The 3,875-nt window shown below is 43.0% G+C and carries 3 protein-coding genes; all 3 read left to right on the top strand.

Annotation, left to right across the window (positions count from 1 at the left end):
• Positions 1 to 328: 328 nt before the first annotated feature.
• From uvrY to pgsA, 3 genes are read left to right on the top strand one after another with little or no spacing between them, the layout of a single operon-like run.
• Positions 329 to 973 (top strand): UvrY/SirA/GacA family response regulator transcription factor, encoded by a 645-nt coding sequence (uvrY, locus tag CAG69_RS12515; protein WP_005386783.1) that lies wholly within the window; start codon positions 329 to 331, stop codon positions 971 to 973.
• A 1-nt stretch (position 974) separates the two neighbouring features.
• Positions 975 to 2,807, top strand: coding sequence for an excinuclease ABC subunit UvrC (gene uvrC, locus CAG69_RS12510; RefSeq protein WP_025767270.1), 1,833 nt, complete (start codon positions 975 to 977; stop codon positions 2,805 to 2,807).
• Between the two features lie 46 nt (positions 2,808 to 2,853).
• A complete protein-coding gene (gene pgsA, locus CAG69_RS12505) occupies positions 2,854 to 3,411 on the top strand; it encodes a CDP-diacylglycerol--glycerol-3-phosphate 3-phosphatidyltransferase (protein WP_005394805.1) in 558 nt (185 codons plus the stop codon).
• Positions 3,412 to 3,875: the final 464 nt, after the last annotated feature.

Raw genomic sequence — 3,875 nt, 5'->3', positions numbered from 1 at the left:
TGATTACAAGTTAGCCTTTGGTGCAAGAGGGGCAGTGTCATTTTAAGTTATAGCGTGTTTCTCTGGGCAATATGAAACCTAGTTACTTGATTTATTGTACTTAATGTTGTTAATTGTCTTTTCTTAGATTTCGGTTCTGCTCATCACGCTCTAAAATAATAGAGTGGTTTATGAATAAGTTCTTGCTAAAGTTTGCGTTTCAGCACATATTCATAGAAAGCAATTTTTTGTCGATTACGTTAGTATATAGGCAGTCATACTGATATCCACATTTAACAAATAATGGTTATGTGGGTGCAGAACCAATACAAAGTGTGGAGATACAAGTTTGATAAATGTTTTCCTTGTAGATGATCACGAGCTGGTTCGCACAGGGATACGACGTATTATTGAAGACGTCCGTGGAATGAACGTAGCAGGAGAAGCTGACAGCGGTGAAGATGCAGTAAAATGGTGTCGCAGTAATCATGCTGACGTCGTTTTAATGGACATGAACATGCCAGGAATTGGTGGCTTGGAAGCCACTAAAAAAATTCTTCGCGTGAATCCTGATGTGAAAATCATCGTACTTACCGTTCATACAGAAAACCCGTTTCCAACCAAGGTGATGCAGGCAGGTGCGTCTGGTTATTTAACCAAAGGTGCTGGCCCTGATGAAATGGTGAATGCGATTCGTGTAGTTAATAGTGGGCAGCGTTACATCTCACCAGAGATTGCGCAGCAGATGGCATTGAGTCAATTTTCTCCAGCCTCTGAGAACCCTTTTAAAGACTTATCCGAACGTGAATTGCAGATCATGCTTATGATCACCAAAGGCCAAAAGGTAACGGATATTTCTGAGCAACTTAATTTAAGTCCAAAGACAGTCAACAGCTATCGCTACCGACTCTTTAGTAAATTGGACATTAATGGTGACGTTGAGTTAACTCACTTAGCGATTCGCCACGGAATGCTGGACACCGAGACCCTTTAGTGTGAATCCTCCCTTCGATTCGGCTTCCTTTCTCAAGACAGTAACTCATCAGCCCGGCGTTTACAGAATGTACAACGCCGAAGCTGTTGTCATCTATGTAGGTAAAGCCAAAGACCTAAAAAAGCGCCTTTCAAGCTACTTTCGGAAAAAAGTAGACAGTGAGAAAACTCGCGCGCTTGTCAGTAATATCGCCAAAATTGACGTCACAGTGACTCACACTGAGACAGAAGCGCTCATCTTAGAGCATAACTACATCAAGCAGTATTTACCGAAATACAATGTTTTGCTGCGAGATGATAAGTCTTACCCTTATATCTTTATTAGCGGTCATAAGCACCCACGACTTTCTATCCACCGTGGCGCCAAGAAGCGCAAAGGTGAATATTTTGGCCCCTACCCAGATTCTGGTGCAGTAAGAGAAACATTGCATTTGCTGCAAAAGATATTTCCTGTGCGCCAGTGTGAAGACACTGTCTATTCCAACCGAACGCGCCCATGTTTGATGTACCAAATTGGCCGTTGTGCAGGGCCATGCGTTGATACCATCATTTCTGATGAAGAATACGCAGAGTTGGTTGGCTTTGTGCGCATGTTTTTGCAAGGCAAAGACCAGCAAGTACTCAAACAACTGATCGAGAAAATGGAAGTTGCCAGTCAGCAATTGCGCTTTGAAGATGCCGCTAAATTTCGCGATCAAATCCAAGCGATTAGACGTGTTCAAGAGCAGCAGTACGTCTCAGAAGACAGCATGGATGATATGGATGTACTAGGGTTTGCTCAGGAGAATGGTATCGCGTGTATCCATATCCTGATGATACGCCAAGGCAAAGTGCTTGGTAGCCGTAGCCATTTTCCGAAAATCCCACAAAATACAAGCCAGCAGGAAGTGTTCGATAGTTTTCTGACTCAATACTATTTGAGCCATAACGAAGCACGTACAATTCCTTCTCGTATTATTTTGAATCAAGAGTTGGCAGAAGATATTGCGCCAATACAGAAAGCGTTAAGTGAAGTGGCAGGCCGTAAGGTTCATTTCCATACGTCGCCAACTGGCTCTCGAGCAAGGTATCTCAAGCTTTCGAACACGAATGCACTAACAGCGATTACCACCAAAATCAATCACAAGATGACGATTAATCAGCGTTTTCATGCGCTTCGCGAAACATTGAAGTTGGAGTCTATAGCTCGAATGGAGTGTTTTGATATCTCCCATACTATGGGGGAAAGTACGATTGCATCGTGTGTGGTGTTCAACAATGAAGGCCCCGTTAAGCAGGAGTATCGTCGCTATAACATCACTGGGATTACCGGTGGGGACGACTACGCTGCAATGGGACAAGCGTTGGAGCGCCGTTATTCAAAGCAATTGGACGTAGAGAAAATTCCCGACATCATCTTTATCGATGGTGGTAAAGGTCAGTTAAATCGTGCGCATGATATTATTTCGCAATATTGGGGTGATTGGCCAAAGCGTCCCATCATGATTGGTATTGCGAAAGGGGTCACTCGCAAACCGGGCTTAGAAACGCTGATTACAGTCGATGGGGACGAGTTTCATTTACCAAGCGATGCTCCTGCGCTGCATCTTATTCAACATATTCGTGATGAAAGCCATAACCATGCTATAGCGGGGCACCGTGCTAAGCGAGGTAAAACCAGACGTACGAGTGCACTCGAAGGGATTGAGGGAATCGGCCCTAAACGACGTCAGGCGTTACTCAAGTACATGGGTGGGTTACAAGAACTTAAACGTGCAAGTGTCGAAGAAATCGCCAAAGTACCGGGAATAAGTCACTCTTTAGCAGAAATTATTTTCCAAGCATTGAAACAATAAGGAAAATCGCGCAACATTAAGCCGCAATGTGTAAGAGAATAATAAAATGCGTTTGAATATCCCGAACATTCTGTCTCTTCTTAGACTGTTCCTAATCCCTGTTTTTGTGGTTGTCTTTTATCTGCCTTATTCATGGGCACCGTTTGCAGCAGCAATGGTGTTTTGGGTAGCGGGTTTTACTGACTGGCTTGACGGTATGTTGGCCCGTAAACTTGGCCAAACTTCTCGTTTTGGTGCGTTTATTGATCCTGTTGCTGATAAAGTGCTAGTGGCAACGGCATTGATTTTAATCACGGAACATTACCATTCAATTTGGGTGACCATTCCTGCGGTAACGATGATTGCGCGAGAAATCATTATCTCAGCATTGCGAGAATGGATGGCTGAAATCGGTAAGCGAGCGAGTGTTGCGGTATCTTGGGTTGGCAAAGTAAAAACTGTTTCGCAAATGTTCGCCTTATGGGTGTTGATATGGCGTTACGATGAATGGATGGTTTGGCTAGGCTTTGCAGCATTGTATGTGGCAACTTTCTTGACGTACTGGTCAATGATTCAATATTTAGCAGCTGCGAAAGACGATCTGTTGAATGAAGAGCATCATTAAATTCTGATATTAGAAAGCAGGCTTAATAGCCTGCTTTTTTGTATCTAAGATAATCTACAGCATTTCTTTGCTTCTCACGTTTTTCAATGCTTGCTAACAGACATGCTTGAAATTTGTATCTGGGGCTTTTGCTTCGATAGAGTTCCATATGTGATCTAAGTCTTGTTTTCGCCCTTGGAGAGTCTCAGAGAAGCGAGCCTCCTGATTATTAACGCTTCAATACACGTAACGCACGGCCATCAGTGTAAGGCGTAGCCAAAGTTTTATGATAAACAAGTGTATTTAAGCGATTTTTAGTATTAAAACTAAGCAATCTACCGTCTTTCGCACAAATTCTAGTCAAACGATTTAAAAAAATAAAAATAGTATTGACTCGATCGCTCGAATCCGTAGAATGCATCCCGTACCCAAGAGAGCACAGCTCAGTAGGGTGGTGAAAAAAGCTTAGCTTTATTCACAGATGA

This window comes from Vibrio sp. V43_P6S15P86 (assembly GCF_009904725.1).
In the GTDB taxonomy this organism is placed as follows: Bacteria; Pseudomonadota; Gammaproteobacteria; order Enterobacterales; family Vibrionaceae; genus Vibrio; species Vibrio diabolicus.
This window is presented reverse-complemented; position numbering and strand designations above follow the sequence as displayed.